This window comes from Cognatundibacterium jejuense (assembly GCF_014284255.1).
Classification (GTDB): Bacteria; Pseudomonadota; Gammaproteobacteria; order Burkholderiales; family Burkholderiaceae_D; genus Undibacterium; species Undibacterium jejuense.
In genome coordinates this window covers 1-26711 of the sequence record NZ_JACOFV010000002.1, presented here as the reverse complement: position 1 = coordinate 26711, position 26711 = coordinate 1, and the positions used below count along the sequence as shown (strand labels likewise).

23 protein-coding genes are annotated in these 26711 nt (G+C 46.5%); 7 read left to right on the top strand and 16 right to left on the bottom strand.

All coding sequences use genetic code 11. From position 1 onward, the window contains the following. Positions 1-54: 54 nt before the first annotated feature. Both pdxH and H8K32_RS02555 read right to left on the bottom strand, forming a co-directional pair. A complete protein-coding gene (gene pdxH / locus H8K32_RS02560; RefSeq protein WP_186910918.1) occupies positions 55-690 on the bottom strand; it encodes a pyridoxamine 5'-phosphate oxidase in 636 nt (211 codons plus the stop codon). A 149-nt stretch (positions 691-839) separates the two neighbouring features. Continuing rightward, a complete protein-coding gene (locus tag H8K32_RS02555) occupies positions 840-1373 on the bottom strand; it encodes a hemerythrin domain-containing protein (protein WP_186910917.1) in 534 nt (177 codons plus the stop codon). 113 nt (positions 1374-1486) lie between these two features. Here H8K32_RS02555 and H8K32_RS02550 point away from each other — a divergent pair, with 113 nt between their 5' ends. Continuing rightward, a complete protein-coding gene (locus H8K32_RS02550) occupies positions 1487-2308 on the top strand; it encodes a tRNA threonylcarbamoyladenosine dehydratase (RefSeq protein WP_186910916.1) in 822 nt (273 codons plus the stop codon). A gap of 657 nt (positions 2309-2965) precedes the next feature. After that, complete coding sequence (locus H8K32_RS02545; RefSeq protein ID WP_186910915.1) at positions 2966-3472, top strand: chemotaxis protein CheW; 507 nt, start codon at positions 2966-2968, stop codon at positions 3470-3472. Between the two features lie 127 nt (positions 3473-3599). On the opposite strand, the gene H8K32_RS02540 is transcribed toward H8K32_RS02545, so the two are convergent. From H8K32_RS02540 to H8K32_RS02520, 5 genes are all read right to left on the bottom strand, one after another. Then, the gene (locus H8K32_RS02540) at positions 3600-4415 is read right to left on the bottom strand and encodes an energy transducer TonB (protein WP_186910914.1); all 816 of its coding nucleotides are present in this window, start codon (positions 4413-4415) and stop codon (positions 3600-3602) included. 336 nt (positions 4416-4751) lie between these two features. Further along, positions 4752-5792 (bottom strand): GMP reductase, encoded by a 1041-nt coding sequence (locus H8K32_RS02535; protein ID WP_186910913.1) that lies wholly within the window; start codon positions 5790-5792, stop codon positions 4752-4754. Positions 5793-6039: 247 nt separating this feature from the next. Then, positions 6040-7251: a DUF2252 domain-containing protein gene (locus tag H8K32_RS02530; RefSeq protein WP_186910912.1), complete on the bottom strand. Its 1212-nt coding sequence runs from the start codon at positions 7249-7251 to the stop codon at positions 6040-6042. A 96-nt stretch (positions 7252-7347) separates the two neighbouring features. Further along, positions 7348-8244 (bottom strand): polysaccharide deacetylase family protein, encoded by an 897-nt coding sequence (locus H8K32_RS02525; protein WP_222612997.1) that lies wholly within the window; start codon positions 8242-8244, stop codon positions 7348-7350. Between the two features lie 453 nt (positions 8245-8697). Next, complete coding sequence (locus H8K32_RS02520; protein WP_186910910.1) at positions 8698-9627, bottom strand: helix-turn-helix transcriptional regulator; 930 nt, start codon at positions 9625-9627, stop codon at positions 8698-8700. A 143-nt stretch (positions 9628-9770) separates the two neighbouring features. Between H8K32_RS02520 and H8K32_RS02515 the strand changes: the two genes are divergently transcribed. The 5 genes from H8K32_RS02515 (at position 9771) to H8K32_RS02495 (ending at position 14650) form a co-directional block, all read left to right on the top strand. Further along, positions 9771-11216, top strand: coding sequence for an MFS transporter (locus H8K32_RS02515; protein ID WP_186910909.1), 1446 nt, complete (start codon positions 9771-9773; stop codon positions 11214-11216). 535 nt (positions 11217-11751) lie between these two features. Continuing rightward, the gene (locus tag H8K32_RS02510; protein ID WP_186910908.1) at positions 11752-12351 is read left to right on the top strand and encodes a GNAT family N-acetyltransferase; all 600 of its coding nucleotides are present in this window, start codon (positions 11752-11754) and stop codon (positions 12349-12351) included. Positions 12352-12485: 134 nt separating this feature from the next. Beyond that, the gene (locus tag H8K32_RS02505) at positions 12486-13736 is read left to right on the top strand and encodes an MFS transporter (protein ID WP_186910907.1); all 1251 of its coding nucleotides are present in this window, start codon (positions 12486-12488) and stop codon (positions 13734-13736) included. A gap of 101 nt (positions 13737-13837) precedes the next feature. Further along, the gene (locus H8K32_RS02500) at positions 13838-14254 is read left to right on the top strand and encodes a GNAT family N-acetyltransferase (RefSeq protein ID WP_186910906.1); all 417 of its coding nucleotides are present in this window, start codon (positions 13838-13840) and stop codon (positions 14252-14254) included. A gap of 99 nt (positions 14255-14353) precedes the next feature. After that, entirely contained in the window at positions 14354-14650 is a 297-nt protein-coding gene (locus tag H8K32_RS02495) for a Dabb family protein (RefSeq protein WP_186910905.1), read from the top strand. 93 nt (positions 14651-14743) lie between these two features. Here the strand turns inward: H8K32_RS02495 and H8K32_RS02490 are convergent, their stop codons facing one another. From H8K32_RS02490 to H8K32_RS02450, 9 genes are all read right to left on the bottom strand, one after another. Continuing rightward, positions 14744-17239: an adenosylcobalamin-dependent ribonucleoside-diphosphate reductase gene (locus H8K32_RS02490; RefSeq protein ID WP_186910904.1), complete on the bottom strand. Its 2496-nt coding sequence runs from the start codon at positions 17237-17239 to the stop codon at positions 14744-14746. A 217-nt stretch (positions 17240-17456) separates the two neighbouring features. Continuing rightward, positions 17457-18737, bottom strand: a complete 1281-nt coding sequence (waaA, locus tag H8K32_RS02485) for a lipid IV(A) 3-deoxy-D-manno-octulosonic acid transferase (protein ID WP_186910903.1) — start codon at positions 18735-18737, stop codon at positions 17457-17459. A gap of 446 nt (positions 18738-19183) precedes the next feature. Then, positions 19184-20161, bottom strand: coding sequence for a lipopolysaccharide heptosyltransferase I (gene waaC / locus H8K32_RS02480; protein WP_186910902.1), 978 nt, complete (start codon positions 20159-20161; stop codon positions 19184-19186). 181 nt (positions 20162-20342) lie between these two features. Beyond that, entirely contained in the window at positions 20343-21719 is a 1377-nt protein-coding gene (locus tag H8K32_RS02475) for a phosphomannomutase/phosphoglucomutase (protein WP_186910901.1), read from the bottom strand. 74 nt (positions 21720-21793) lie between these two features. Continuing rightward, positions 21794-23749 (bottom strand): polysaccharide biosynthesis protein, encoded by a 1956-nt coding sequence (locus H8K32_RS02470; RefSeq protein ID WP_186910900.1) that lies wholly within the window; start codon positions 23747-23749, stop codon positions 21794-21796. 65 nt (positions 23750-23814) lie between these two features. Further along, positions 23815-24375 (bottom strand): sugar transferase, encoded by a 561-nt coding sequence (locus H8K32_RS02465; RefSeq protein WP_186911230.1) that lies wholly within the window; start codon positions 24373-24375, stop codon positions 23815-23817. A gap of 32 nt (positions 24376-24407) precedes the next feature. Continuing rightward, positions 24408-25385 (bottom strand): UDP-glucose 4-epimerase family protein, encoded by a 978-nt coding sequence (locus tag H8K32_RS02460; RefSeq protein ID WP_186910899.1) that lies wholly within the window; start codon positions 25383-25385, stop codon positions 24408-24410. Continuing rightward, positions 25378-26157: a glycosyltransferase family 2 protein gene (locus tag H8K32_RS02455; RefSeq protein ID WP_186910898.1), complete on the bottom strand. Its 780-nt coding sequence runs from the start codon at positions 26155-26157 to the stop codon at positions 25378-25380. The genes H8K32_RS02460 and H8K32_RS02455 overlap by 8 nt, the downstream gene beginning before the upstream one ends. 381 nt (positions 26158-26538) lie before the next feature. Beyond that, positions 26539-26700 carry a sugar nucleotide-binding protein gene (locus H8K32_RS02450; RefSeq protein WP_343067925.1) on the bottom strand — a complete coding sequence of 54 codons (162 nt, stop codon included), beginning with the start codon at positions 26698-26700 and terminating at the stop codon, positions 26539-26541. Positions 26701-26711 lie beyond the last annotated feature (11 nt).

Here is a 26711-nt window from a genome sequence, read left to right as displayed (position 1 = left end):
GTTCATTAGCGAACTGACGGGGCAAAATTTATTCACTATGGGTTGCAGCAATATTTATGGTTGCAGCCGTGTAATTGACCAGCTTTGATCGGCATTACGGGTAAAGACGATGCGATCATGCAGTCGCGAACTACGGCCTTGCCAGAACTCAATTTTTTCTGGAACCAGACGGTATCCTCCCCAGTGTTCGGGACGTGGTGGTTGATCACCGAATTTTTCCAGTACTGCCACGAGTTGTTCTTCTAATGCAGCGCGATTGGCGATGGGCTGGCTTTGGTGTGAGGCATGTGCACCCTGACGGCTGCCCAAGGGGCGGCTATGGAAATAGGCGTCATTTTCTTCAGCAGTAATTTTTTCTATTTTTCCTTCAATTCGAACCTGACGTTCAAGCGCAGTCCAGAAAAACAGTAATGCGGCGTAAGGATTGGTGGCGAGATCCTGCCCCTTGGCGCTGTCATAGTTGGTGAACCAGCAAAAACCGCGATGATCAAATTCTTTAATCAGAACGATGCGTGAAGATGGGCGTCCCTCGGCATTGACCGTTGACAGGCTCATGGCATTGGCTTCGGCAACATCGGCTTTCAGCGCTTCTTCAAACCAGGTACCAAATTGTTCAAACGGATCAGCATTGACATCTGTTTCAGTCAAGCTGGCTTGTTGATAATCTTTGCGAAGATCGGCAATTGACATAGATTCCCCTTTATTCATCTTTAAAATTTTTCTGACCACAGGCTCACTTCATGCAGCAATGTAAAAACGTGAAAAAGTGAAAAAGTGAATCAGATCGCTTTCATTCTTGAACCAAGGGCTCAGCTTGCCGGTGTATCGGATGAATCGCTTCAATCGGTAATCCCGCGTCGTACCTGCATCGCTGCGCCCAGTTTTTTCATTTGCGCATCGTTAAACAAACGCGATGCCATTGGTGCAATTTGACCTTCTTCAATTTGCATGTGCTGTTCATACATTGCAGCAAAATCTTCAACATCGGATGCTGACAAATCAGCACCTTCACCGTCTTCAATTTCTTGCAGTTGCACTTCCAGTACTTTCCAATGTTGCTCCATTTGATGATGCTGTTGCAGAATTTGCATGATCAATTCTTTTAACAATACCGCATCATCGCCCGTCGCGGTCGCCGCTAACTCAGGCAATAAATCAATTTCTTCATCCTGATGATGCTGCGGCGCGGCCTTTTTAAAGTACCTTAGTACTGTTTTGGCAGCTTGTTGCGCATCTTCATCAATCCCAATATCGTTGAGATGATTGACTAATTTATCCAAGGTCGCCAATTGCTTGCGAATACGGTCATGGCAATGTTTTAACACCGCCAAAGGTTGATCAAAACCAGGTGCGCTGTCGTACAAGCTATTCATACTGACTCCCTTTGGAGAGGTTAATCACATTATGCTATGCGCATTTTAACGCTACTTGCGACACATCAATCGCGGTCTTGTAAAATGGCGGTTACTTTAAATTTAAACTCATTATGCAACAAAATTCTGATATCGATTTCGAACGTCGTTTTGGCGGCATTGCCCGTCTGTATGGCGCCACAGGTCTGGAACGCTTTAAAACTGCCCATGTCTGCGTGATTGGCGTTGGTGGTGTTGGCTCTTGGGTCGTCGAAGCACTCGCACGCAGTGCTATTGGCAAAATTACTATGATTGATTTGGATAACGTCGCTGAATCGAATATTAACAGACAGATTCAAGCCAATAGTGAGACGTTAGGAAAAGCCAAGGTTAGCGCCCTCTCTGAACGAATTGCACTGATTAATCCGTTTTGTCAGGTGACTGAAGTGGAAGATTTTGTGACGCCAGAGAATCTGGATCAGATGTTAGGGCAGCAAGATTTTGATTATGTCATCGATGCTATTGATAATGTAAAAGCCAAAACTGCTCTGATCGCGTATTGCCGCGAACATGCGATTCCTTTGATTACTATTGGCGCTGCTGGCGGGCAAACTGATCCGGGTAAGATTGAAATTCGCGATTTGTCACGTACCGAACAAGAACCTTTGCTGGCATTAGTACGTAAGCGTTTGCGTCAAAACTATGGTTTCCCACGTGGAGCCAAGAGTAAATTTGGTATCGATGCGGTATTTTCCATGGAAGCGTTGACGATGCCGGAAACACCAGAAGTCTGTGCAGTCGATCTTTCTAAACAGAATGCTGGAGATGATGTAGGGAATAACGTCGGCGTTACTGGCCTTAACTGTGCTGGATTTGGATCCTCTATTGTCGTCACCGCTTCTTTTGGCCTGATGGCTGCTGCACATGTACTGCGCCGTTTGGCGGGCGTTAAATAAGTTTTATAAAAAAGGCTGAAGTACCAATTCGCACTTTAGCCCTTTTATTTCATTTGACGTTATTTGAAACGCTTAATGATTGGCGGAGTCAATGAACAATCCTTACTGATTATGAGTCGCCAACCAGTTATTGACTTTCTCTAAATATTTTCCGCGATAGAGAATCCGGTGTAATCAATATCTCGTACTGAACAGGCTTTGCAGTTCTGGGCAATTGCGTGGTAATTTCTGGTGGCAACACCAAACTGGCGTATCTCTTGCGCAGCGTCAGCATCGAGAACAAATTAGGGTTCTACAGCATGCCTTAGTATTACGGGTTTGTTTAAAAATACAACAATATACATTCGTTTTTGATTATCCATCACTTGAAAGTCCACGGTGAAGTATTGTATTTTGTGATTTAATTTAATGGCGTGAAATATTGCCTTGAAACAATATTTCACACCATTCATGCTGATTAACGTTTTAATTTCTTGAGTTTCCTTAAGGCACGAAGTACAGTTCATGGGTGTGTAGTGAAGTATTTTGAGAATAAAATCGTTAGTTTTGCTGACCCGACTGGCCTTTTCTCTGCCCTTGTTTTAGTGATGTAATATTAACTAATTTTAGCTTATTCGCCCATTAATCAATGACCAGGAATTTTTTTAGGAGAACACCATGAGTGAATCCGATCTCGCTACTCCCGTAGCTGAAATTGAAAGCAAAACGGATAATCTGACAGAGCAAGAATTTCTGGCTTTTCGTTTGGGCACTGAAGAGTACGGGATTCATATTTTACAAACGCAGGAAATCCGGAACTTCGAATCTTTGACACGTATTGCAAATGCGCCAGACTATTTGAAAGGCGTTATGAATCTGCGTGGTGTTATCGTTCCGGTGATTGATATGCGTTTGCGTTTCAATACTGGTACGAGTAACGCTGACGATACAACAGTCGTCATTGTTCTCAATATCAAAGGCCGTGTTATCGGAATGATGGTAGATAGCGTATCGGATGTGGTAACAATTCCATCCTCAAGCATCAAGCCCCCGCCAGAACTGGGCTCAACTTTTTCAACAGACTATATTATTGGACTTGGCGATATTGACGAGCGCATGATCATTTTGTTGGATATATCGAAACTGATGTCCGGCCCAGAATTAGGTTTGATTTCGGAGGATTAATCTAATCGATCAACATCAGAATCCCATTGTGGTGCGTTAATGCACCACAATGGGATTTTTTATTATCGTCACACTTAATTTTGCTTAGTGATCGTCTCGTCAATTGAATGCATGGTTCAAAGCAGGATCAGTCAAGTTTGAACGTAAACTCCAGCACAGTTGTTTGCGCCTTAGTTATAGGTGCATATTTCCATTGACTGACTGTGGCGATGACCTCTTGTTCGAAGTAACGCTTGGGACGTGCATTTAGAATTTCTACCTGTGACACCTTACCATCCGGTTCTATGTGAATGCGTGCACTCACTTTGCCCTCCGTGATACCGGCACGTGCCGCAGTAGATGGATACTTAGGCTGGCTGCTCGCAATAGTTTTTAGTACTTGGCGATCTGATGATTCTGTCTGAGCCGGTTTGGTTGTTGCTGCACTTGATAGTACTGTCGCTGCCACTGCTTGTGATGCCACAGTAACCGGATTTGGAAGTGGCGTTTCTATAGGTTTTGCCGTTGTCTGAATCGGCGCAGGTGCAGGCGAAGATGCTGTTACCTGTGCCGTTGCCTGAGCAGAAGCTTGCGTGGTAGTGGTCGCTTCTTTAGCAGCAGGCTTGTTCACGACAGCTTTGCTGTCAACCAGATGTTTGGCGTCGAGTAGAAGTTTTTCTTTCGCCTCTTTTGCCAGTTTTTCCTCTTGCGCAAGTTGTGCCGTGGTCTTGTTTGACGCCTGATCCATCCACTGCGTTACATCAGCCACTTTATTGTGATTAACCGGATTTTTTACTAATCCAGTTGGTTGCGAAGCAGTTGTCGATGATGAAGCCGCTTCGGCGGTTTTATTTTCTTCTGGTGGTGGATTTTTTGAACATGCTGTAACAATGAGTCCTGTGAAGACAACGGTGAATGCTGTTTCAAAAATGTCGTTCCAATGTTTCTTAACTACCTTATTCATATCTCTCCACATATAAATCGGTTGTTACATCAATATTCAGCAGTTTTTCTGGGACCTGAGATACCCAGTGTGATCTGGCTTTCCAGTGCTTGGAAAAGTCACGCTGTCTGAATGGCAAAAAATAAAAAACCTATCCTGCCATGGAAAGCTTGCTGTCGCAATATATTCAGCATCAGACACACGGCAAAAAACCTGACTGTTGTGTTTTAATTAGCAGGATCTATGCCAGCACAGGGAGAGCGTGTTGTGAAAAAGCACGGGAAGTCTGAAACCGGGTCACGGGAGTATGACCCGGTTTGCGATGGCAGGTTTCGTGCCATCCTTGAAAAGCAGCAATTAAGATTTGCCGAATACTTCGTTGAGTTGTTGCGTCACGCGAATGAAAGTAGTGCGTTTAGTTAATTCCTTGAGTTTGTGCGCTCCTACATAAGTACATGCGGAACGCACGCCACCGAGGATGTCCTGCATACTAGCGTCCACTGGACCACGGTAAGGAATCAGTACTTCTTTACCTTCAGAGGCGCGGTATTTGGCAACCCCTCCAGCGTATTTATCCATCGCTGCACGGCTGCTCATGCCGTAGAAGCGTTTGAATTTTTCTCCATTACGTTCAACCAGATCGCCTGCGCATTCATCATGTCCGGCCAACATGCCACCCAGCATAATAAAATCAGCGCCACCGCCAAAAGCTTTCGCCAGATCTCCTGGAACCACGCAACCACCGTCAGCACAAATCTGACCGCCAAGACCATGGGCTGCATCGGCGCACTCGATAATCGCAGAAAGTTGTGGGTAACCAACGCCAGTCATTTTACGTGTGGTGCAGACTGAGCCAGGGCCGATACCAACTTTAACAATATCGGCACCCGCCAAAATCAATTCTTCGGTGATGTCACCAGTAACGACATTGCCTGCCATGATAGTCAGGTGTGGGTAGCTGGTACGTACTTTTTTTACGAAATTGATGAAGCCTTCCGTGTAGCCATTGGCGACGTCGATGCAGACATATTCAATGGCATTGTGCGCGCGTGCCATTACAGCAGAAAATTTTTCAAAATCAGACTGCGTAATGCCCATGGAGTAAAATGCGGTCGATTTTTTTTGCAAGCCAGTGAAGTAGTCGACCAAAGTGTCTTCGTCATAATGCTTGTGCAGTGCGACAGACAATTGGTGCGCTTCGAGAGCTGTCGCCATTTCCATGGTGCCAGTGGAATCCATATTCGCGGCAATAATAGGAATGCCACGATAGGTCTTGCGCGAATGGTGGAATACAAATTCACGCTCTAAATCGACTTGGGAACGGGAGGTAAGGGTAGAGCGCTTTGGACGGATCAACACGTCTTTAAAATCAAGCCTCAGGGTTTCTTCAATATGCATAACGACTCCGTAATGCGTCTGGCGGACGCGGGAAGGAACAACTTAGACGAAAAAACGCACTAAGCTGTTGAGCCGTAGTTGATTATAGTCCTAAAAATTCAAAATTCTTTATTTCAATGTTGAATGTTGATTATCACTAAAATGATATGTGGAAACGATCTGTAAGTTCCTGCACATAGTGCTCAACATGCACTATTGCACAGCGAAAAAAGACAGATCGTTGCCAAGCTATTGCTTGCTAAGCTTCTTAAAATTTATCCACTGCAAAATAACCAGCATCATAAGCTTTGCAATAAGTCTTCCAATCATCATTCACATGTTTCGCACAATCCAGACTGGATTTTAATAAGGCTTTCATCCAATCTTTTCCTTGGGCGAAATCAATTAACTCATCGGCAGTTGCTGAACCTTGTCGGCCAGAGCTACGTAATTGTGCGGAGGCGACAACTTCGCCCATCACTTCAATTACCTTTCTTAATTCCGCTAAAGTATTTACTGTGCCATCGAGAGTAACGCGATCTTCTGACGGCTGTAAGGCACGCAATATGTAGGGCTTGTTTTTAATCGTAACTGGTTGCAAGAATGCCATAGACACCGCTTGCATACGCTTTTGCACAGTGACTACGCGATGTGCTTCTGATGCCCATTGCGGCTGCGGTGTTTCCAGATACGGTACTAATGATGATGGCACGGCTTCTTTTAAATCCAGTAAGTAATTTTGATCCGGGCTACCTTTGCCATGGACCAGAATAATATAGCGATCAACGCCAAGACTGCCGTTGCCCGCGATTCTGCGCGCGATGTCTATCGGCTTGAAGAACTTTTTATCTGGCTGATCCTGAGCGAATTCTTTAAGGAACTTTTCTACCATTGCTCTTTGTTTTGGCGTCACTGCCAGCGCCTTCTTACCGTCGATGCGTATTCGCCTTTCTTCGGCTTTGAATAAGGTGCGATGATCAAGAAAATCGCATCGTTGCCTTAGTTTGACCGCAGTCAATAAATTGCGTATCAGACCGGTCGAGGTTTCTCTTTCTACCCAATGACTTTTGCCGCTGGCTAGCACTGTTTGATAACTCACTAAAAAATCTTTAGCGAGTGCTTTTGCATCCACGTTACTAATACCTATGCTTTTTGCGCCCACCAGGATGCTGGTTAAAAAGCGAATTAAATCCCAGGTGGTTGGTGCCAGAACGGCTTCATCAAAGTCATTCAAATCAAAATAAGCTAGACGATTATCGCCTTTGTAGCTACCGAAATTTTCCAGATGCATGTCGCCCATACACCAGGTGAGTGGCGCCGGTTGAGAGTGCAACGCCGGCGCAGCACGTTCATAAAACAAATGGCAGGTCGCACGCAAGAAGATAAAAGGGGAAGTGCGCATATTGCGATACTTCATGAGCAAGCGCTCTGGTTCGCGGGTTTTATTGAAGCTATGAATGGTTGAACATACGTCTATCATATGAGGCTCCCTCAAAATGGTGTGTAGGGGAAAATGCAGATCGATACCGCTTGTATAAAGCTAGACCTGCATCTCCCAAAATTAGTTCACTTTTTTCTAGCGTAAAAATTTTTGAAAGTCATCATCGGCGAGACTCTTAAACACGTAACCTTCAGCGAGTAAGCGGGTAATGATTTGATCTAAATTTTTTAAGGTATTTGGATGAATTTCATGCATCAGGACGATACCACCGTTATGCGCATGAACGGAAGAAATAACATGCTCCAGATAGTCTTTGCGGTTTTGCGATAACACGCCACAGGTCAGGGCTTCTTTGATATCCACTGAGCCTTTATGATCAAAAGCCCAATCGCAGGAATCGACATGCCAACCAACGATTTTCTGATCCATGGATTTGAGTAGTTGATTCGATTCACAGCTGGAATTACCGTACGGGTAACGAAACAGTTTATGCGTATTGAACGATTCGCTGACGGTATTGCTTTTTTGAATTTCTATGGCTTGTTCTTCAGGTGAAATTTCATGAAAATTCGGATGGCTCCAGGAGTGATTCGCGATCAACGTATAGTCTGATTCCTTTACTAACTTCACCAGATCTGGATGCGCTTGTACCTTTTCGCCGATCATAAAAAACGTTGCCGGAACTTTGTGCTTTTTCAGTACTGCCAAAATAAATTCCGTTTGCACCGGTTCTGGCCCATCGTCAAACGTGAGCGCCACTTCTTTTGCTGGCGGTGCCATAGGAATATCTGATTCAAAACGACAAGCTTTTTTTAATGTTTCTTCATCGGTGGTTAAGCGTTCATTTAGCTTTGTAATTCGATGTTTTTTGATTTTTACGGTTTCGTCTTTTGTATTGGGTGTTTGCACATTGTTGACTTCGCTGCCTGTCGTTGGCGTCGTGCTGGTTTGATCCGCTGCATGGGATGGTGAAGTGAATGCAAATGTGCTAGCGACAGCGATACACAAGAGATGGAATGTATGAGGTTTCATATTTTTAAGGTAATCAGAAAATTCCATGGTGTCGACATGAATAGCCAATAATAAAGCATCATTATCGCTAATTTTTGAGGATGTCCATAATATCCCGAGCTTGCCGCTAATCCTTATCAGAAATTAGTAATCAGTAATAGAAAGAATGTTATCTGAAAATTCCTATCGCTACAGCGCTACGATTACGATTACGAATGTAAATTAGTTTTTGCAAAGAAGTATTTGCATGTTGTTCCGCAATGCTTCACGAGATATTTGCTCAGTTAAAATCTGGTTCCAGTTGGCTAGCTTATAGTTTGTGTCCTTATTACCTTGATAGTGTTTGAGTTAGCATTGCAAAGTGCGGGGGAGCGCTAAAGATTAAGGATCCGATCAACACCAGTATCGAACTTGTTGATCATGTGGAAAAACGAGTTGATGAGGCAAGTGAAACGATGATAGAAGTGGTTGACCTTATTCACAAAGATCAGTCAATAATTCCAATCGGTGTTTAGATTCCTCATCGACCGGAACGTAAATCATTAATCGGTCTCCATTTTTGGGTGCGGACCACCAGTTCGTCAATTGCAGATTTAGTATTCCGGCTTGTGGATGATGAAATTGCTTGACCTGGTTTTCAACGCTGCGGACTTCATAACGTTGCCATGCATCGCGAAATTCACTGGAAGTGTTCATGAAGCGTTGCAGTTGTTTTTCCCAAAGCGAATCGTGCAAATGCTCACCCATAGCGGCGCGAAATTGCGCGACCATGCGTGGTATCGCGTCCTGGCAATCACTCATACTGGCGCGCCATACCGGATGCGTCATCGCCAGATAAATACAATTTCTATCTGATTTTGGAATGCCCGCCAGATCAACATTCATCAAACGTTGAAATGCCTGGTTATACCCCAGAATGTCAAAGCGGGCGTTTTGCATTAACCCAGGTATAGGATGGAGCTGATCAAGAATGAGTTGACCAACCGGGGACACCTTTTCACAGCCAGGTTTTTCGGCTATCGACGGTGCCGAGCTCATACCTGCCAGTGCAAAAACGTGTGCAGTTTCGGTATCGGTACATTGTAGCGCTTGCGTAATTGCTGCCAGTGCGCGAGCGGATACTTTAATCGACCGACCTTGCTCCAGTTTGGTATACCAGGTAATCCCTATATCAGCGAGTGCCGCGACATCTTCACGCCGTAGCCCTGGTGTACGGCGGCGTCCAGTACGTGGCAAGCCGAGACGAGCAGGATCAAGGCTTTCTCGTCTCGCTCGTAAAAAGTTACCCAATGCCTGGTGGGCATTTTGTCCCTTTGTGACTGCGAGAGAGTCCGGTACTGCGGTTGCCAGTGGTGCCGAGTTTGAGTACACAGGGCGATCCGTTGAGGTGATGAGATTTCCCATAAAGCATTTCAAAAAATGATTCTTAGTTTTAAAGCGAGGCCACAGGCTGGTAGATTTTATACCAGGCTAATCAGAATCTAGTACCAGTCTAAATTTGATTATAGACTGCTCTCCATTGCTTATCAAATGGAGCTTAAGTGCTTATGAACACTCATCAGACCCAGCCTGCTTTGCACCGTGCAGGTTTGTTTGTTTTACTTGCAGGTCAGTTGCTGCCTCAGGTTGATTTTTCTATTGTGAATGTGGCATTGGATGCGATTGCACATTCACTGCACGCCAGCCAGACTGAATTGGAACTGATGGTGGCAGTTTATGGCGTCGCTTTTGCGGTATTTCTGGCCATTGGTGCACGTCTGGGTGATAACTTTGGACGCTTAAAATTGTTTCAGCTTGGCGTATTGTTGTTTGGTGTTGCCTCTTTGCTGTGTGGTATCGCCAATACAGTTTGGTTACTGTTGTTCGCGCGCGCCTTGCAAGGCGCGGCGGCGGCATTGTTGGTACCACAAATTCTGGCAATCATCCATGTCAGTTTGCAAGGCGCAAAGCATTCGCGCGCGATTGGCTTTTACGGTGCCATCGGTGGTCTGGCTTTCATTGTCGGACAAGTGTTGGGTGGGGTTCTGATCTCAGCGAATCTGGCGGGGATGGGATGGCGGAGTGTGTTTCTGATCAATCTGCCAGTATGTATCGGGATCTTGCTTTATTCCGGTCGCTGCGTTCCTGAAACACGTAGTCAGCACGCTGCGAGTATCGATATTCCAGGCACTCTACTGTTAACACTCGTGATCTTGTGTTTGTTGGTGCCGCTCGCACTGGGGCCTGCACTGCATTGGTCTGCAACATGCTTTTTGATGTTGGCAGCGGTAGGACCTTTGCTGGTGGTGTTATGGCGTGTTGAGCTTTTTCAGGAACTACGTGGTGCGTCGCCTTTATTGCCACCATCATTAATGCGTTTGCCCAGTGTGCGTTTTGGTTTATTGATCGCGATCTTATTTTTCTCGTGCTGGAGTGGGTTCATGTTCGTGTTGGCCTTGAGCTTGCAAGCGGGCGCGCATCTGAATCCGCTACAGTCCGGCAACGCCTTTATCGTATTGGGTGCTGCGTATTTCGTCGGGTCTTTATCGACTCCTAAAATCTTTGCTTATCTGGGACGAACTAAAACATTGATAGTTGGCTGCGCGATACAAATGACAGGCTTACTCAGTCTGATTCTGACCCTATATTTGGTGTGGCCAGAACCAGGTATGTTGAATCTTGCCCCAGCTACCGCGTTGATGGGATTTGGTCAGTCTTTGATTGTGAGTAGCTTTTTCCGCATAGGATTGGCTGATGTACCGAATGCACATGCAGGGGCGGGGAGTGCTGTATTGACGACAGTCCAGCAAGCGTCGTTCGGTCTTGGTTCCGCCTTGTTAGGTGCCGTTTTTGCGCAAACTTTGCATTTTTCAGCTAACTACCTCGATGCGGCTTTGGCGGGGTTGTCGGGAGAATTTTTTCTAATGTTGATCTTATTGACGAGTACCATTGTTTATCATTATCGTCACCATCCCTCTGGTAATGTGTCTTTGCATTCTGTAGCGATTGATTGACGTATTAATGTACGTCGCATAAGCCTTTTATTGAAAAAGAAACCGTAATGCTGTGAAAAACTCGGTCGTTGGGAAACTACAAAAGTCATCATTAAAAACGAGGCGATAACGATCAGCATTTGCGTACTAGGTGATTGCAAAGTGTTGTTGATGGACGAAGCAGGGGGGGCGTTAAAGATATCGATTCATATCAAGATCCGAAAAGCATATCTAGAGAGACGCCGTCGCAAAATTGCGAGGTGAGGGTATTACTGACAGCGCAGCGATTTGGAAAAATTACTTCCAATGTTGCGGATAAAACGGGAGCAACAAAATACTAATCCAGCTTCGGCAGTATTGTGCCAGTTTTGAAGGCGACTTTTAGTCTTTACATCTGTAAAAGCGGTGACGATAGATTTAAATTATAATTGCTATATTAATCACGCTCTAATCGCACCTGTTGAAACCTTGATGCTACTTGCTCCTTCCGTTGACGATAAGCTCTACCACCCTCAAAAAACAAAGTAGCTCAACAAGCTAAAGTAAGGAAAATACCTTGAATACCTTGATTAGTGCAATAAGCAACCGAGAGCATAGCTTTTCCGACCGATTGATTTTTTATCGACCAACTGCAGACGATATTCAGGCGATCTTCAACATTCACGCTAATCCTGAAACCAATCATTTCAATCCCCAAGGCCCTATGACAACGCTGGAAGAAGCGCATAGCGTGCTTGCGCATTGGCAAACAGAATGGGATGAGAAGCAATGGGGGTATTGGTCGGTTGCACTGCGTAGCGACCCCGAGCGCATCATCGGCTTTGGCGGTATTTCGAATCGTCCGCGATTTGGTGGTAATGCTTTGGTAGAGCGTCTTCAACAACTACATGCCGCAAACTTGTATTTCCGTTTTAGTCCGGAGGTATGGGGTTCTGGTTATGCCAATGAAATGGCAGAAAAGGCATTGGAAATGGCTTTTAATCAGATTGGCCTGAAGGTTGTTTTAGGATTGACACGAGAGACCAATGCGCCGTCAAGAAGAGCGCTGGAGCGACTAGGATTGAAATTCAAAGAAATGTCTGGTGAAGAGCACGAATTAGGGGCGCAGTATGTTTACTCAATTGAGGCAGAAACCTATCGCATGAAATTTCTTTGAGAAAACGCACCCCGAGTAATATATCCATTCACCTCTATTGAGTCGCTTTGCAATCACCACCTGGTAAAGCGTATTTGGTTTTACATGATTGAGCCGCAGTTATCAAAAAGTGGCTATAAAGGAATAAATAAAAAATGAGTCAAGGGACCAAACATCAAGCATTTGAAGCATTAAAAATTCCAAGCTTTCCTATCTTTGTTGCTACATTTGTCTTGACGATGATGGCTGACAATGTGGAACATGTGATCAGCTATTGGGTCGCTTTTGAAAAATTTAAGTCTCCGACGCTGGGTGGCTTTGCGGTGATTTCACACTGGTTGCCGTTTCTGTTGTTCTCGGTAGGTGTTGGTGCACTCAACGATAGATTTGACTCGCGTCGTTTAATCCAAATCGGTGGTTCGCTGTTTGCCCTGGTATCGCTGGGTTGGGGTTATTTCTTTATTACCGACACTTTGACGATCCCGTGGGCAATGACGCTACTGGTACTGCACGGATTTGCCGGTGTGTTCTGGATGACCTCCAGTCAGGTCTTGTTATACGATATTGTCGGCGTGGAGAAACTTGCAAGTGCTGTGCGTCTCAACGCGACAGCGCGCTATTTTGGTGTACTGGTGGGCCCCGGTGTTGGTAGCCTGATCATGTCTACCTTGGGCCCCAATAAGGGCATCTTGCTCAACGCCGCACTTTATTTGCCATTACTGATCTGGTTGATCAAGGCACCGCAACCACACCGCGGCAAGCGCCTCGAACAATCGGCTGCACGTCGTGTGAGTGGTTTATCGGACATCTGGCAAACGATATTGACGGTTAAAAAAATTCCTACCTTAGGTGTGATGATTTTGCTGTCAGGCGCGGCATCTTTTTTTGTTGGCAATAGCTATCAGGCGCAGATGCCAGGTTTTGCTACTGACCTCGGCAATATCGAACCCGGTATGGCGTATTCGATGTTGTTGGCGGCTGACGCTGCTGGCGCCTTGTTTGCCGGTATTACCTTAGAGGCAGGGTTTCGCTTTGCCCGGGTGAGCCCTTCTGCATCGATGGGATTTGCCATAGCGTGGGCGGTCGCTTTAGGTTTGTTTGCCATGGTCCATAATTACCCATTGGCTTTGCTCTGTCTATTTGCGGCCGGCTATTGTGAACTGTCATTCAGCAGCATGAATCAGACCATTGTGCAAATGAAAGCGCCGGATGCGATCCGTGGAAAAGTGTTAGGTTTGTTTGGCATGTCATCGGCCGGTTTGCGATTGTTCAGCGGCATTTTTGTCGGATTAATCGGCAGCAAAATCGGCATCCATTTTTCACTGTTCGGTGCCGCAGTTGTGTTCATCCTCGCCGTGATGGGGCTGATGTATCTGAATCGAGAGAGGTCTGAAGTCGCAGTTTGATTTTACGCAGTGTGCCTGATTTTTCTGCTGTGTTGAATGTCGGCTTTTGAAATTTTTCAGACATACAGACAATTAAATAAATATTTAACCGGAACAATTCAATGAACGTAGAAGTTCTCCATGAAGCTAATCAAGACGTTTTTGATACCCTCGTTGCGGGTGTCAGAGCGTACAACGTTGAAAATGCAGGGCCGGGTAATTCACAGCCCTTGTCTGTCATTGCACGCAATAACAGCGGTCAATTGATGGCTGGAGTTTCAGGTAGAACAATTTACAGGCAATTTCTGATTGAAGTCATGTGGGTTGATTCTGAAGTCAGAAGAACCGGACTTGGCCGCAGATTGATGGAATTAGCGGAAAGCGAGGCCAAGAAGAGAGGGTGTATCGCTGCACAAGTGGACACACTTTCATTTCAGGGGCCAACGTTTTATGCAAAGCTAGGTTTTGAAGTTGCCGGTAAGGTCGATGGTTTTCCAGATGGGCATGACCGGTATTTTTTACTCAAAAAATATCAATAAAAGATGTATTTCAGGCACTGGCAAAAATGAGGTTTTATCGCTTCACAAACGCTGGTATTTATTTAATCTGCATAGTCGTCATAAGAGAATGGTTTCGCAATGATCAAACACATCGTCTTGCTTCAATTTAATAATGAAAGTTCAACGCAAGAACAACAGAAATGCATTAATGCTTTCCTGGACTTATCTACCAAAATCAAAGAGGTTATCGATTTCGATCAAGGTGCCAACGTGAGTAATGAAGGTATGAGTCATGGCTACACCCATTCAGCAGTCATGACCTTTGCGGATGCCGAAGCGCGAGATAGATATCTCTTCCATCCTGAGCACCTTGCATTTGTTGAGACTTTGAAGCCTCTGCTCAGTGACGCAGTTGTTTTTGATTACGAGTTTTAGTTCTGTCGTTTCTGTTATGCCATGCTACACCGTCATCCCTGCCAAAAAAATGCAGGGATGACGGTTTAGGATGATGAGATCCCGATTACATTCTTATCCACATGCCCCAACATAACCACAAGAAACACAGCGGCTGCAGCCGTCGATTTTTTGCAATGCATGAGCGCCGCAATCTGGGCATTTTTTTCCGGTCGCAATGTAGCTGATTGGTGCTGTATCGGCTTCGTAGGCGAGGTCATCGAGCGTATATTGCTGCATACGCGCTTTGAACTTTTCAGCTAATACGTGTACAGGAATTTGATTGCCTGACGCATCGAGGTAGCCGCGCTTCATCAAAATACGTTGCAGAGAATAGCCAATCGCAGCGACTTCAGATTCATGGAACAACGGTGCCTGGGTGCCGTCATCTTTGGTAATCATGCCGCAGCGTACCGTGCCTTTGTCCCATACCACTTCGCGCATATCGGCGAGGGCTTTGGCAATGGAACCGCCAGAACGGGCTGCCATCGATAACAGACGCATACTCGCAGAAATCCATTGTTGGCCATCGTTCTTTTGTCCGGCTGGCATAAAGAATTCAAACGGACGTTCTATCGTCACACGCTCACCACCGACTATGCCTTGAACGTGGATGAAGCTCACTGTCAGGTACACCGTTTTCTTACCTTCGTAGGTCATGTACTGCACTTTTGACGTTACCGATTCCAGGTCGCCAAATGGGCGGCCGTCGAATTGTTTGCGCAGTAAATCTTCGTCTGGGACGGCTTTAATTTCTGGCGCTGCTTCTGGTGTGCTGGAGGCTACTGACAATACGCTACCCAAAATGCTATTTGGACGGTAAGTTGCCAGACCTTTGAGGCCAGCATGCCATGCATCCATATACAGATTCTGGAAGTCTGCGTAAGGATAATCTGCCGGCACGTTCACTGTTTTAGAAATCGCAGAATCAATGTAAGGCTGCACCACTTGCAGCATCTTCATGTGATCGCTGGCTGACATGTTTAATGCGGTGACAAATTGCTGTGGCAATTTGCTGTCGTCCGATACGTCATTGCCCATCGCACGGTACATGCGCCATGCGTGATCAGCAACTTCATAGATCCGTGCATCGCCAACGGCCATGCGCTTTTTGCGGTTATACACCCAAGAGAATGCTGGCTCAATACCATTCGATGCATTGTCAGCGAATGCTAAAGTAATCGTGCCAGTAGGGGCGATCGATAATAAATGCGAATTACGCAGACCATTCTTTTTGATAATGGCACGCAGGTTTTTTGGCAGGCGTTGCGCAAAGCTGCCTGCTAAATATTGTTTGCTATCGAATAAAGGAAATGCGCCTTTTTCTTTCGCTAATTCTGCTGACGCTAAATACGCGGCGTCGCGCATGGTTTCAGAAACCTGACGTGCAAATTCACGACCTTCTTCTGAATCGTAACGTACGCCTAACATCACCAACGCGCTACCAAGACCAAGGAAGCCGAGTCCAACGCGACGTTTGGACATGGCTTCTTCTTGTTGCTGATCCAGGGGCCATGCAGTCGCATCTAATACGTTGTCGAGCATACGGGTCGCGACAGTGACCACTTCCTGGAACGCGGTGAAATCAAATTTGACGCTGGCGCTAAATGGATTTTTAATAAAGCGTGTCAGATTGACTGAGCCCAGGCAGCAGCAGCCATAATCTGGCAATGGTTGCTCAGCACATGGATTGGTGGCTTCAATTTTTTCGCAGTAGTACAAATTGTTTTCTGCATTCATGCGTGACAAAAACAAAATGCCTGGTTCGGCGTGATCATAAGTGGACTTCATGACGATGTCCCACAGATCGCGCGCGCGCACTGTTTCATAAACCCAGATACCGTCTTCACGTTGATAAGCGCCGTTGGCTTTTTTATCTTCGCTCGGTTCTGCTTTGTGTACCAGGCAGAAGTCGCCATCATTGGCAACCGCGTGCATGAACTCATCGGTGACGCCGATAGAGATATTAAAGTTGGTGAGACCACCTTCGTCTTTAGAGCGGATGAATTCCAAAATGTCTGGATGATCGCCACGCAGCACACCCATTTGCGCGCCACGACGTGCACCAGCTGACTCGACTGTTGAGCAAGATGCGTTAAATACTTGCATAAACGAGACCGGGCCCGAAGCGCGCGAGCGCGTGCCACGGACTAAAGCATCTTTAGGACGGATGCTGGAAAAATCGTAACCAACACCGCCACCACGACGCATGGTTTCTGCCGCATCGGCCAGGGCCGCGTAAATACCAGGTTTGCCATCTGTCGGGCTGGAAACCGAATCACCCACCGGTTGCACAAAGCAATTGATCAATGTCGCGTGCAAATCCATACCAGCGGCAGAATTGATACGCCCAGCGGGTACAAAACCATTCTTTTGCGCCCACAGAAATTTTTCTTCGTAGTAAGCCTGTGCATCGGCTTGCTCTACCGCGGCCAGTGCTTTGGCGACACGTGCTTGTACGTCATGGATCGTGGCTTCATCGCCTTTAGCATATTTTTCAAGCAATACATCGAGGGAGATTTCTTGGGGAGCCATGTCAGTGATTCCTAGGATTTTTTCGTTGGCGTTCATGGTTGATTTATTTCACTTTGAGATGATTGTTCATGTTTTGATGTCGCTGATCTGGTCCGCGCCAGGTGTACTGACTGCATGATCGTCCCAGTATAGACAGTGGCGACAGAGCTGCCTTGACTGTTATCAAGGCGTTTCTATCAGCTTGAATTTCGGGTATTTTTTTTAAGACTAATTGCTTGCTAATTACTTACGTATGATGGATTCCTGATTTGATTTAATTCAGGAAAGGTTTCAGTATATCCAGCGTTCTGGACGTAGCGCCCTGATGTTGTAAGAAGAAAGCGTATGCGCTTTTGCCCATCTGCTGGCGCTTCTTGTCGTCATGCAGTAATGCCAGTGCTTCACGTAGCATACTACGTGCGCCATCAACGCGCAAAGCCGCGTGTGCAGCTATTGCCTGATCGGTAATTTCAGAAAAATTAAAAGTATGCAATCCTGTCAATACGGCTTTACCCATAGCGCATGCTTCGATCAGATTATGACCACCGAGCGGTACCAGACTGCCACCGACAAAAGCGACATCGGCAGTCGCATAGTACATATACATTTCGCCCATGCTGTCACCGAGTACCATCTGAACTTTGTCAGAAATCGGTGTTACGACCTCGTGATCAAAGGCTGAGCGCCGTACATACGATATGCCGCGCGCCTCTATCATTTGCGCCACCTGATCAAAGCGTTGCGGATGGCGTGGTGTAATCATTAACAGCGGTGCTTGTTCTAGTAATGGGAATTGTTCCAAAAAAGCATCGAGAATTAATTCTTCTTCACCATCGCGGGTACTGGCGCAAAGGATGATAGGGCGATCACCCAGACTGCGCCGCAGCGCTGCACCACGTTCTGCCATCATTGCTGGTGGCGTGACATCAAATTTCATGTTGCCGGTGACACTAGGGTGATCAATGCCTAATTCCTGCAGACGTTGTGCATCAGGATTCGACTGGGCGGCAACGGCGCTGATGGCGTGTGCTGCAGGCAAAATCAGGGTCGATAGCTTTTGGGCTTTTTTCAGTGATTTTGCTGACAAGCGAGCATTCACTAACGTAACTGGAATTTGTGCTGAAGTACATTGTGCAATCAAATTCGGCCAGACTTCAGTTTCGATCAGAACACACAGCTGTGGGGAATAATGGCGTAAGAAGCGGCGCATCATCCAGTTGATGTCGTAAGGCAAATACGATTGACGCACGCGGCTTGCCACATCAGCAAATAATTTTCCACCAGTTTCCCGTCCTGTGGCGGTCATGTGGGTCAGCAATAATTGGTGTCGCGGATAATGTGCCAGCAGACTGCGTATGAGCGGCTCAGCAGCGCGCGTTTCGCCAGCTGACACGGCATGTACCCAGATCGTTGGCGACGCGTCATAAGGTGCATAAAAGCCTAGTCGCTCTTCAATGTGCTGACGATAGCCAGGTTCCTGACGACCACGCCACCACAAGCGAAACAGTGCGAAAGGCAGGGATAATCCCCAGACGAGTGAGTATAGAAGGCGCATTAAGACAGATTAAGTAACTTTGTTAGTTTTTTAAATTCACCAGCACAATACCATCAAGTGCGGCAATGATGTTAATGGTTGAAGTTGTTCAATTTGTTCGTGATGTGCTGATCAAATTGCGGTTAATTCCGCGCATGCTTCGGACTCTTAAGCCTGACCACAATGGTTTAAAAGCAAAAAGCTGTTTGTGAGCGTGTACTAACTCATTGAATTGCGTGAATGAGAGCAAATTCAGGCAGCTCTCGCTGTTGGAGCAAGGGCCTTGCTAGGCTCATGGCATAGTGATCAAGATTGTTCAGAGCGCTCATTCAACGTGGCCTCACTCATCAGGACGACGGAATATACCCGAAAATCCTCGAATAGTGAGACCAAACTGCATTTTTGCACTGAAAGTATGAAAAAAAATGAAGCAAAGTTAAGCTAATTTAAACAATTTCAGACAACAATTAGGCAACTAACAACTGCTTTATTGCTTGTTTTACTTCATGAGGGGTGGGTGGAAAGCCTTGGTCACCGAGATTGATAATTTTGTCAGACCAATTTCCTGCGGTTTTCCACTTTGGTGATGCGCAATAAATTTCTATGGTCGGAGTTTCATAGGCGGCGGCAATATGGGTCAGACCAGTATCAACGCCAATGGCGAGTGCGGCGGATTGCGCGAGGATTGTTGCTTCCTGCATGGATAACGCTGGGAGTACGCGGGCATTCGGCATTTGTGCCGCCATCGCTTCTGCTTCGGCTTTTTCAGCGGCGTTACCCCAAGGTAGCAAAATAGGTAATGCGTAGCGGCGTAATTCCTCAGCAATGTCTACCCAGTGAGCACGTGCCCACTTTTTCGCTGCGCCTGCCGTGCCGTGAAAGAACACGACATAAGGCTCACCCGGCAACCATGCTGGTGTGCCTGCCGGTGGTTCCAAACCAAAGCTGGCGGGCGTGTCCACTGTATATCCAGCGGCTGCGGCGGCGACTAAACGACCACGCAGCACCGCATGAGTGTGTCGGTCTACTGGCACACTTTGGTGATGGAAAAAACGTGAAATACCCTCGTACCCCGACCCTTCAGTACCGTTCGCCAATCCGACTTTTTTACCGCCTGGCGCCAGACGGCTCATGCCCATAATCATGCCGGTTTTGAATAAACCTTGGGTATCAAGCACCAGATCGTATTTTTCTTTTCTGAGGGCTTGATAAAAATGTTTCATCTCTTGCCGCGTTGCTGCCGCTCCGAGATTTTTACGCCAACGTCGCAGTGCGAACGGAATGATATGTTGTACCCCGGGATGTAAGCGCACCAGATTGACATACGCCTCTTCGACCACCCAATCGATTTGTGCGTTGTTGAAATGACGATGCAAATCATCGACGATAGGCATGTTATGCAACACATCGCCCAAAGAAGAAACGCGGATCAGGAGAATTTTCACGGAATGGCTATGGCAAGAGTGGTTATGGCAGAAACGAAGGGCGAATTAATGAGGCAAGGCATTAATATACTCCCCCAGAAAATTTAAAAATCATCCCAGATATCAAGATGATTACTAGGTCACTAAAAATTACTGGGTAGAGTATATATATTTGTCTGCTTAATTTCGAGAAGAGAGCAATTTAAAACGGCAATTGCGCTTCGGGTTTGACTGCCAGAATTGCCTGCTTCAATGCGCCCTGAATGCGGCTCAGTGCAGCGGGTGTTTCAGCCTCAAAACGCATGACGATCACGGGTGTCGTGTTCGATGAACGTGCCAGACCAAAGCCGTCAGGATATTCAACACGCAAGCCGTCTATCGTGATGACTTCGTCAGCACCCGGGAAGTCAGCATTGGCTTGCATCGCAGCGATAATGGTGAAGTTTTCCCCCTCTGCCAATTGCAATTGCAATTCTGGGGTGGATGCAGATTGTGGTAATTGATTTAAGGTTGCCGTCATGTCGGCGACACGGCTGAGAATTTCCAGCAAACGCGCACCTGCATACAGGCCATCGTCAAAACCGTACCAACGGTCTTTAAAGAAGATATGACCGCTCATTTCGCCGCCAAGCGGGGAACCAGTTTCACGCAGTTTGGCTTTGACCAGCGAGTGACCAGTTTTCCACATCAGTGGCACGCCACCGCGAGCTTTCACCCAGGCAGAAATATGGCGTGTACATTTCACGTCATACAAAATCTGCGCACCGGGATTGCGCGTCAACACATCTTCGGCAAACAACATCAATTGACGATCAGGGTAAATGATCTGACCATCTTTAGTTACCACGCCTAAACGGTCGCCGTCGCCGTCGAATGCCAGACCGATTTCAGCATCGGTCGTTTGCAGGCAACGGATCAGGTCTTGCAGGTTTTCAGGATGGGCAGGATCTGGATGATGATTTGGGAAAGTACCGTCCACTTCGCAGAATAACTCAATCACTTCACAGCCCATGCCGCGGTACAGATCCGCTGCATAAGCACCAGCTACGCCATTGCCGCAATCTACCGCGATTTTGATGGGGCGAGTCAGTTTAACGTCGCTGATGATGCGTTCCAGATAGGTCGCTTTGATGTCGTGCGTGCGGTAGTTACCACTACCAGTTGCAAATTCTTTTTTCAAAATTGCCTGGTATAAGGCTTGAATCGCATCGCCATAAATGGCTTCGCCAGCCAGCACCATTTTGAAGCCATTATAGTCTGGCGGATTGTGGCTGCCTGTGACCATGATGCCAGACGCTGCGCCTAACACATTGGTACCAAAGTACACCATCGGTGTTACCACAACGCCCAAATCAATCACATCTACCCCGGTCGATTGCAGACCTTTGGCCAGTGCAGAGATCAACTCAGGACCTGACAAGCGGCCATCGCGGCCGATTACAACGGCTTTTTCGCCTTTTGCCAGCGCTGCGGTACCGAAGGCCTGGCCGATTTGAAACGCCACGTCGGCGTCCAGTGTTTTGCCAATAATGCCGCGAATATCGTAGGCTTTAAAGATGCTTGGAGAGAGTAGGGACATAAAGGCCTTAGTGTAAAAATTTAAATCAATATATAAACGCTTTTAATTCACTTGTGTTGCGTAGGGGCTGATAATCAGGGTAACAGGCGCAGATTTTTGCTGTCTGTGACCACCTTTTTATCATCCTGCATCGTGCTGCCTTGCGTGGCTTGCCAGATCAAATCTTCAATCCCACATTGCGGTTGGTATTCTGCCACTATTTTCATTAAGAGAGCACGAATTTCGGCGTAATTAAAGTCATTGCAGGCGGTTTCTAATTCCTGCAAGAAATTATTCAGTTTATCCCATGGAATTTCGTTTTCCTGTGCCCGCATGATCAAAGGATGAGTGGTTCCTTCGACATTGTCGCCGATTAATAATTCCTCAAACAATTTTTCACCGGGACGCAAGCCCACGTGCTGGATTTCTATCGTTCCATCCGGGGTTGTTTCTGATTTAACTTCCAAACCACTCAAATGCACCATGCGGCGAGCCAGATCGACAATTTTTACCGGCTCGCCCATATCTAAAACGAAAACATCGCCACCTTCCCCCATCGCACCGGCTTGTAACACCAATTGCGCTGCTTCAGGGATAGTCATGAAATAGCGCGTGATCTCCGGATGCGTGAGAGTGATCGGCCCACCTTCCATAATCTGTTTGCGGAACAGCGGCACCACCGATCCCGAAGATCCCAGCACATTACCAAAACGTACCATGCAAAAACGGGTTGTGTGTTGCTTGCGTGCGCAAGCCTGCAAAATCAATTCTGCCATGCGTTTAGTGGTACCCATGACATTGGTTGGGCGAACTGCTTTATCGGTTGAGATCAGGACAAAATTTTTGACCTTTGCGCACATCGCAGCTTGTGCAACAGTCAGCGTACCGAACACATTGTTGCGTATGCCTTCGACAGGATTATGCTCTACCAGAGGCACATTCTTATAAGCGGCGGCATGGTAGAGCGTGTCGATCGGAAAAGCGGAAAAAATCTTATCCAACTTGGCAGCATCAAGGACGCTGCCAAGAAACGGCAATATTTCCAGTTCCAGACCCAGTTGCGAGAGCAAAGCACTAAGTTCTTGTTCGATCGCATACAGAGCGTATTCCGACATGTCTAACAAGATCAGTTTTTTTGGCTTTTGGCGGACAATCTGACGGCACAGTTCCGAGCCTATCGATCCACCAGCCCCGGTCACCATGACATGTTTGTTGGTGATGCAGGTTGCCAGCAAACGCGTATCTGGAGCAACCTGATTACGTCCCAGCAAGTCTTCAATTTCGACATCGCGAATATCTTGTACCCGCAATTCACCATTGACCAGACTCTGAATCGAAGGTGTGACTTTGATCTTCAGTTTCAGGTGCTCGAGTTGATCCAGAATTTGTTTTTGTCGTGCTTTAGAAATCGTTGGCAGGGCTAATAAAATTTGTTTGATGTCGCGTTTAGGAACCAGATTATCCAAATCCGCGGGACTGTGGACTTTGATACCAGCAATGGTTGAACCTTGTATGTGCTTGTTGTCGTCAACAAAAGCAACGCACACATATTCACCGCCAGAACGCAAGGCACCCGCCAGCAAAGCGCCTGCTTTACCGCCACCATAAATACACACCGGAATTGCATTTTCGGACATACCAGCATTGAGCAACCAGGTGCGCGCAATGAAGCGACTAGCGCACAGGTAGATCATGACACCAGCCCAATAAAAGCCAAAAATCGCCCTGGAAATTGGCATGATGTGTAACATGATGCCGATGAATGCCAGCAATAATACTGAGGTGCTGGCACCAATGAGGATCGTACTAATAATTTTTTGATCAATAAAACGTACTACTGCCCGATATAAGCCTATGCGTATGAAAATAGGTACTGAGATCAATGGAATCGAGATGATCAGACCAAAGTAGTGGCGAAATAACTCGTCATTAAAACCCTCATAACGCAGCCAGATTGCCAGGAGAAAAGTCACAAGCAGGCAAACGGCGTCCAGACTCGCGGCAATGATTTGTTTTTGCAGCCTCGACAAGTTAATCAAATAGTGCAACATGGTGTGTCTACTTTCGCGCTTTAGGTGCTGAATGTGCAGTATATGCTTTGGGTACTTGCAGTGCTTTAATGGGTAATACCGTCACGGCGTACCACTTTGAAAAACGTCATCCACAGAATGCGAATGTCGAGCCAAAATGATTGATGTTGCAAGTAATATGCGTCCAGTTCAACCTTGACAGGAATAGGTAGTTCATCCCGACCATTGACCTGCGCCCAGCCAGTCAAACCAGGGGCAATGGTATGTACTTGATTTTCTCTACGCAACGTAATCAAATCATCCTGATTGTAAAGTGCTGGTCGCGGACCGACAAAGCTCATATCACCATTGATGATGCTCCATAACTGCGGCAATTCATCCAGACTAGATTTGCGGATGAAGGAGCCAATCGGTGTCAGATATTGGTCGGGGTTGGTGAGTAAATGCGTCGCAACTGCTGGTGTATCTATGCGCATGCTGCGAAATTTTGGCATCTTAAAAATGACGTTGTTCTTGCCAACACGATTCGACCAATAGACCACCGGGCCTTTTGAAGTCAGTTTGACGCACAATGCCGTCAGGATCAAAGGAACGGCAAGAATGGCTGTTGCGATGAAAGCCAGAAATAAATCAAAAATGCGTTTTATCATAAACTAAGGAATGCTAAGAAATAGTTGAGTCATGCAGACTTTGCCAGCATCGTCGCAGCTAGACCTTGCTCTACCGAATAAGGCGGCGTCCATCCTAAAACTTGCTTTGCCTTACTGATGTCAACCTGCAAAGAGCCGCACAGCCTGTCGCTGATGGCGGGACGCCTCGCGAGTTTTGCCAGCAGAACCAATAGCGTTGGTGGAAACGGCAGTAAGCGCGACGGCATGTGCAAAGCTTTGGCGCTCAGTTGTAATAATTCTGCAGTCGATAAATCGTGGTCATCGGATACCAAAAACACTTGTTGCGCCGCATTCTGATTGCGCAGACAGCACAATACCAGACTGACCAAATTTTCTAGGTAAACAAAGCTGCGCTTATTCTTAATGCTGGCAAACGGTAGCGGGATGCCTTTTTCGACCCAATTCAACATACTGGCAAAATTGGCTTTGACACCGGGCCCGTAAATCAGCGGCGGACGTATGATAGTCACGTGCATTCCGCTACGTTCACCAAGAGCCAATAGTGCATTTTCTGCTTCGCGTTTGGAGATGCCATACGGATCTTGCGCTTCAGATGGGGTTGCTTCATTGTATGCATGGCCTGGCTCTGTGCCTTCGCCATTAACCTTAACCGAGCTAAGAAATATGAATTGGGTTGCACCAGCTTTTGCTGCTTGTTCTGCCAGTCGCATCGTGGCATCCACATTCACTTGTCTGAATAAGCGAAGGGCATCAGCGACTGCTTCTTGCATTACGTGTACCCGCGCTGCACATTGAATTACAATACCAACGTCGGTCAGAAATCCTGACCAGTCAGTTTGGGCTGACAAATCACTAATTTGAGGATTAACAACTGTCGCACTTAATTTACTGATTGGGCGACGGGTTGGGCAGATCAGGCGTTCAGAACGATTTACTAAGGTCTGATAAATAGCCTGACCAACAAAACCGCTGGCCCCAGTCAGCAAAATTTTACTCTTATCCGGAAAGCGCAACTGTTCAGACATGTTTGGCACCGCTATAGACAAAATATTTGCGGAAAATGAATTTCAAAAAGCTCCGAATAAACCAATTTGCGTGGCGTGATGCAACATTATGGTTTTTGCGAGCGGCACTATGTAAGGCTTTTAATTGCGGATAGTAGCGTACACCATGCCCTAACATCAGGCTGGATCGGTAGCACAAATCTACATCTTCAAAATACATAAAATAACGATCATCAAAACCGTGCAGGAGTTGATAATGGCTAGCTTTAAACGCCAGAAAAGCGTCCGAAGCCCAGTCGCTTAGTCCCGCCGATTTATAATCGCTTTTATTGTATGGTTCGGTCAAGGAGTGCACCCATGCCATCCGAATCGGAGAAAAGAAGTCCGGAAAGCGCCGTATATTTGCATCAGGCGTTTCAAAATTGGCGTCGCGGTACAGGTTTAATGTTGCCAAGGCTGCATGATCAGCGCGCATTAAACGCACCAATTCTAATATGGTTGCCTGGTCAGTGCTGACATCCGGGTTCATAACAATAAAAATATCATCAGCTTGAATGCCTACGCTATTTTTTATCTGTGCAAATAAGAAATTATTATTTGCACCAAAGCTCAAGCCTGGCGATGCGTCGGTGTACGACACACGATGGCGCAAGCAATATTCTTTGAGTTCGCTTGATGGCAGATTGTCTTTAATCCAGACATGAATATCGTCACCGGCGTCTTGTAGTCCACCAATCTGACTTGCGATGAGCAGATCCTGGTGGCCATGACTGACGATGGCGATATGAATCATGCTGAAAATTCCATTGCTAACTTTATCATTATTGTCCAGAGATATTCTTGGGCTGATTCCGGGCGAGTCGTTAGTGCAGTGATTCGGCATTTTTGCGTATGCCAACTGCGAAAAATTAAAAACCGCCAAAAGCATATAAAAATCGAGTATGCAACAATATCGAAACAAGCATCATTTGAAAAGTAGCTTTTAGTTCAATTTATCGTTGTTTCCGGTAAGAAGAGGCAAATATGTCTGATCGAAGACCAGAATTTTATCAAAAATACATTGACCTTTTATTTGTCTACATGTTTATGTGTTTACATCAATTTCCCGGCTCGGCAAACGCCGGTCGGGAAATTGACAAAAATCAGGATAAAAAAACCTGCCAGATAAAACTTGTTACGCTATCTTGCCCAGAACATGTGCCAAAGCTGCTTCCCACTCCGGAATTTGCACATGAAACGTTGTCGCCAGCAAACTAGTATCCAGACAGGAATTAACCGGACGTTGTGCCGGGGTTGGGTACTCTGTTGCCGGGATGCCGGTGACCGTTGGTGCCACTTTGTGCAAAC

Coding starts and splice junctions, on each gene's coding strand:
- pdxH (WP_186910918.1), bottom strand. CDS start 690: ATGTCAATTGCCGATCTTCGCAAAGATTATCAACAAGCCAGCTTGACT.
- H8K32_RS02555 (WP_186910917.1), bottom strand. CDS start 1,373: ATGAATAGCTTGTACGACAGCGCACCTGGTTTTGATCAACCTTTGGCG.
- H8K32_RS02550 (WP_186910916.1), top strand. CDS start 1,487: ATGCAACAAAATTCTGATATCGATTTCGAACGTCGTTTTGGCGGCATT.
- H8K32_RS02545 (WP_186910915.1), top strand. CDS start 2,966: ATGAGTGAATCCGATCTCGCTACTCCCGTAGCTGAAATTGAAAGCAAA.
- H8K32_RS02540 (WP_186910914.1), bottom strand. CDS start 4,415: ATGAATAAGGTAGTTAAGAAACATTGGAACGACATTTTTGAAACAGCA.
- H8K32_RS02535 (WP_186910913.1), bottom strand. CDS start 5,792: ATGCATATTGAAGAAACCCTGAGGCTTGATTTTAAAGACGTGTTGATC.
- H8K32_RS02530 (WP_186910912.1), bottom strand. CDS start 7,251: ATGATAGACGTATGTTCAACCATTCATAGCTTCAATAAAACCCGCGAA.
- H8K32_RS02525 (WP_222612997.1), bottom strand. CDS start 8,244: ATGAAACCTCATACATTCCATCTCTTGTGTATCGCTGTCGCTAGCACA.
- H8K32_RS02520 (WP_186910910.1), bottom strand. CDS start 9,627: ATGGGAAATCTCATCACCTCAACGGATCGCCCTGTGTACTCAAACTCG.
- H8K32_RS02515 (WP_186910909.1), top strand. CDS start 9,771: ATGAACACTCATCAGACCCAGCCTGCTTTGCACCGTGCAGGTTTGTTT.
- H8K32_RS02505 (WP_186910907.1), top strand. CDS start 12,486: ATGAGTCAAGGGACCAAACATCAAGCATTTGAAGCATTAAAAATTCCA.
- H8K32_RS02500 (WP_186910906.1), top strand. CDS start 13,838: ATGAACGTAGAAGTTCTCCATGAAGCTAATCAAGACGTTTTTGATACC.
- H8K32_RS02495 (WP_186910905.1), top strand. CDS start 14,354: ATGATCAAACACATCGTCTTGCTTCAATTTAATAATGAAAGTTCAACG.
- H8K32_RS02490 (WP_186910904.1), bottom strand. CDS start 17,239: ATGAACGCCAACGAAAAAATCCTAGGAATCACTGACATGGCTCCCCAA.
- waaA (WP_186910903.1), bottom strand. CDS start 18,737: ATGCGCCTTCTATACTCACTCGTCTGGGGATTATCCCTGCCTTTCGCA.
- H8K32_RS02475 (WP_186910901.1), bottom strand. CDS start 21,719: ATGTCCCTACTCTCTCCAAGCATCTTTAAAGCCTACGATATTCGCGGC.
- H8K32_RS02470 (WP_186910900.1), bottom strand. CDS start 23,749: ATGTTGCACTATTTGATTAACTTGTCGAGGCTGCAAAAACAAATCATT.
- H8K32_RS02460 (WP_186910899.1), bottom strand. CDS start 25,385: ATGTCTGAACAGTTGCGCTTTCCGGATAAGAGTAAAATTTTGCTGACT.
- H8K32_RS02455 (WP_186910898.1), bottom strand. CDS start 26,157: ATGATTCATATCGCCATCGTCAGTCATGGCCACCAGGATCTGCTCATC.